Here is a 3,258-nt window from a genome sequence, read left to right as displayed (position 1 = left end):
CCCGGCGCGGGTGAGATCGGCGCCGTCGCGCGCCGCCTGGCCGACCTGCGCGACGTCACGGTGCTGCCGTTGCACGGACGGCTGCCCGGCCCGGCCCAGGACGCGGCGCTCACCCCCGCCGCCGGGCGGCGCGTGGTTCTCGCGACGGCGGTGGCGGAGAGCAGCCTGACCGTGCCGGGCGTCCGGGTCGTGGTGGACGCCGGCCTGAGCCGGGTGCCCCGTACCGACCTGGCCCGGGGGCTGGGTTCGCTGGTGACGGTGCCGGTGTCCCGGGCGGCGGCGACGCAGCGGGCGGGCCGGGCCGGGCGGGAGGCGCCGGGCGCGGTCTACCGCTGCTGGTCCGAGGCGGCACACGAGCGGCTCGCTCCGCAGCCCGAGCCGGAGATCGCCACCGCCGACCTGACCGGGTTCGCGCTGGAGCTGGCGGCCTGGGGCACCCCGGACGGCGCCGGCCTGGCGCTGCCCGATCCGCCGCCACCGGCCGCGCTGGCCGTGGCGCGGGAGACCCTGGGCACGCTCGGCGCGGTGGACGACGACGGCCGGATCACCGCGCGCGGCCGGGCGGTCGCGGCGGCGGGCACGCATCCCCGGCTGGCGCGGGCCCTGCTGGACGGCGCGCCCCGGGTCGGCGCGGACCGGGCCGCCGAGGTGGTGGCGATCCTCGGCGAGGACACGCTGGGCGGGACGGGGGACGACCTGCCCGCCCGCTGGCGGCGGCTGCGCGACGGCGTCGACCCGGCCGCCACCGCGCGCTGGCGCACCGAGGTACGCCGCCTGCGCGCCGCTCTGCCCGCCGACGACGCCGAACGGGAGCGCCTGCCCGACGATCTGGCCGCGGGGCTGCTCGCCGGGCTCGCGTACCCGGAACGGCTGGCCCGGACGCGGCGGCCGGGCGGGTCCGCGTACCTGATGGCCGGCGGGACCGCCGCGGAGCTGGCGCCCGGGTCGGGGCTGGCCGGAGCGGCGTGGCTGGCCGTCGCGGTGGCGGACCGCTCCCCCGGCGCGCCGGCCGCGCGGGTACGGCTGGCCGCGCCGATCGACGAGGCGACCGCCCGGGAGGCCGGGGCGGCGCTGCTGCGTTCCGGGCGGGAGGTGGCCTGGACCGGCGGCGACGTGGTGGCCCGGGAGGTGGACCGGCTCGGCGCGATCGAGCTGCGCGAGCGGCAACTGACCGCGCCGGAACCGGAGCTGGTCGCGGCGGCGCTGCTGGACGGGCTGCGGCAGGAGGGGCCGGGACTGCTGCGCTGGACGCCGGAGGCGACCGGGCTGCGCCGCCGGATGGCGTTCTGCCGCCAGGCGCTCGGCGGGGACTGGCCGGACGTCTCCGACGCGGCGCTACTCGACCGCGCCCCCGACTGGCTCGGGCCGGAGCTGGTCCGCGCCCGCCGCCGGGCCGACCTGAGCCGGGTGGACGTGGTGGCGGCGCTGCGCCGGCTGCTGGACTGGCGGCAGGCCGCCCGGCTGGACGAGCTGGCCCCGGAACGGCTCGCGGTGCCCAGCGGGTCGCGGGTACGTGTCGACTACGCCGATCCGGCCGCGCCGGTGCTGGCGGTGAAGCTCCAGGAGACGTTCGGCTGGCGGGACGTGCCGCGCATCGCCGACGGGCGGGTGCCGGTGCTGCTGCACCTGCTCTCCCCCGCCGGGCGGCCGGTGGCGGTCACCGCCGACCTGGCGTCGTTCTGGCGCACCGGCTATCCGCAGGTGCGGGCGGAGCTGCGGGGCCGCTACCCGCGTCACCCGTGGCCGGAGGACCCGACCACCGCCGAGCCGACCCGCCGGGCCGCTCCGCGCCGCCGGTGAGGGCTACTCCTCGACGACGTCGGCGATCACGACGGTGATGTTGTCCGGGCCGCCGGCCCGCAGCGCCAGATCGATCAGCCGGGCCGCGCAGGCGTCCCGCTCCATCTGCTCGTTGAGGACCTCGGTGAGCGTGTCCGCGCGAACGACGTTGGAGAGGCCGTCGCTGCACAGCAGCCAGCGGTCGCCCGCGCGGGGCACCATCGTCGCGTACGACGGGGAGACCTGGTCGCCCTGCAACGCCTGGGTGACCACGGCCCGCCGGGGGTGGCTGCTGGCCTGCTCGGCGGTGATCACGCCCTGGTCGACGAGCATCTGCACGAACGTGTCGTCGCGGGTGACCTGCTTGAGCACGCCCTCGCGGAACAGGTAGGCGCGGGAGTCGCCGACGTGCGCCAGCGCCAGGCAGCTGCCGGTGCGGGCGAACAGCAGCGCGGTGAGCGTGGTCCCCATGCCCTGACGTTCCGGGTCCTCCTCCACCGCCTGGCGGATCCGCGCGGTGGCCAGCTCGATCGCGCCCTGGAGCGCGGCGACGAGCGCGTCCTCCGGCGTCTCCACGTCCAGCGGGGCGATCGCGTCGATCGCGATACGGCTGGCCAGGTCGCCGGCCGCCATGCCGCCCATGCCGTCGGCCACCGCGACCAGCCAGGGGCCCGCGTGCTGGGCGTCCTGGTTGCCGCTGCGGATCAGCCCACGGTCGCTCGCTCCGACGGAACGAAGCTTCAGGGTCATGGGTCGCAGCCTGCCAGGTCGAGGGCTCGGTTGTCTGTAGGAGATCACCGACATCGTACGTGGCGCGCCGGACCCCTCCGCGAGCGGGCGCTCGGCCGAGCATCGGGCCGGATCGATTGACAGCGACGGAACGCGGTGGAAACATCGGCCTGATATTGGGAGCGCTCCCAGTTCCCGGTCTCCCCCCACCACCCCCGAGCACGGAAGGAACCTCCGTGACCCGATCCCGACGTCGGCTCGCCGCGCTCGCGGCCACCACGCTGGCGCTCACCGGCCTCACCGCCGGCCCGGCCCTTGCCGAGGTGCCGCCGGACGCCCCCGAACAACTCCGCAACGGCGACTTCAGCGCCGGTGTCTCCCCCTGGTTCTCCTACGGCACCGGCGACCTCGCTGTCGTCGACGGCCGGCTCTGCACCACCGTCGCGGCCGGCACCGCCAACCCGTGGGACGCCGGCATCGGCCAGGACGCGGTGCCGCTGATGCAGGGCGCCGAGTACGAGCTGTCCTTCGACGTCTCCGCCACCCCGGGCGCGGCCGTCAAGGCGGTGCTGCAGCTCGGCAGCGCCCCCTACACCACGTACGCGAGCGTCGACGCGACCGCCACCGGCACCTCGAAGCGCGTCACCACCACGTTCACCTCCCCGGCCGAGAACCCCACCGCCCAGCTGATCTTCCAGGTCGGCGGCAGCGCCGAGGCGCAGACGTTCTGCCTGGACAACGTGTCGCTGC

Annotated in this window: 3 protein-coding genes; 2 read left to right on the top strand and 1 reads right to left on the bottom strand. The window is 77.1% G+C overall.

The window, feature by feature from the left end; all coding sequences use genetic code 11:
• Nucleotides 1-1,800 (top strand): ATP-dependent helicase HrpB (gene hrpB / locus KBX39_RS27170; RefSeq protein WP_210873201.1); only part of this gene is annotated, 1,800 nt, incomplete at its 5' end.
• A gap of 3 nt (nucleotides 1,801-1,803) precedes the next feature.
• On the opposite strand, the gene KBX39_RS27165 is transcribed toward hrpB, so the two are convergent.
• The gene (locus KBX39_RS27165; protein WP_043325052.1) at nucleotides 1,804-2,529 is read right to left on the bottom strand and encodes a PP2C family serine/threonine-protein phosphatase; all 726 of its coding nucleotides are present in this window, start codon (nucleotides 2,527-2,529) and stop codon (nucleotides 1,804-1,806) included.
• Nucleotides 2,530-2,744: 215 nt separating this feature from the next.
• Here KBX39_RS27165 and KBX39_RS27160 point away from each other — a divergent pair.
• Nucleotides 2,745-3,258 (top strand): carbohydrate binding domain-containing protein (locus KBX39_RS27160; RefSeq protein ID WP_210873199.1); only part of this gene is annotated, 514 nt, incomplete at its 3' end.

The organism is Micromonospora sp. D75 (assembly GCF_018070405.1).
In the GTDB taxonomy this organism is placed as follows: domain Bacteria; phylum Actinomycetota; class Actinomycetes; order Mycobacteriales; family Micromonosporaceae; genus Micromonospora; species Micromonospora chalcea.
The sequence above is the reverse complement of the archived record's forward strand: the minus strand, read 5'-3'. Positions and strand labels throughout refer to the sequence as shown.

Coding starts and splice junctions, on each gene's coding strand:
- KBX39_RS27165 (WP_043325052.1), bottom strand. CDS start 2,529: ATGACCCTGAAGCTTCGTTCCGTCGGAGCGAGCGACCGTGGGCTGATC.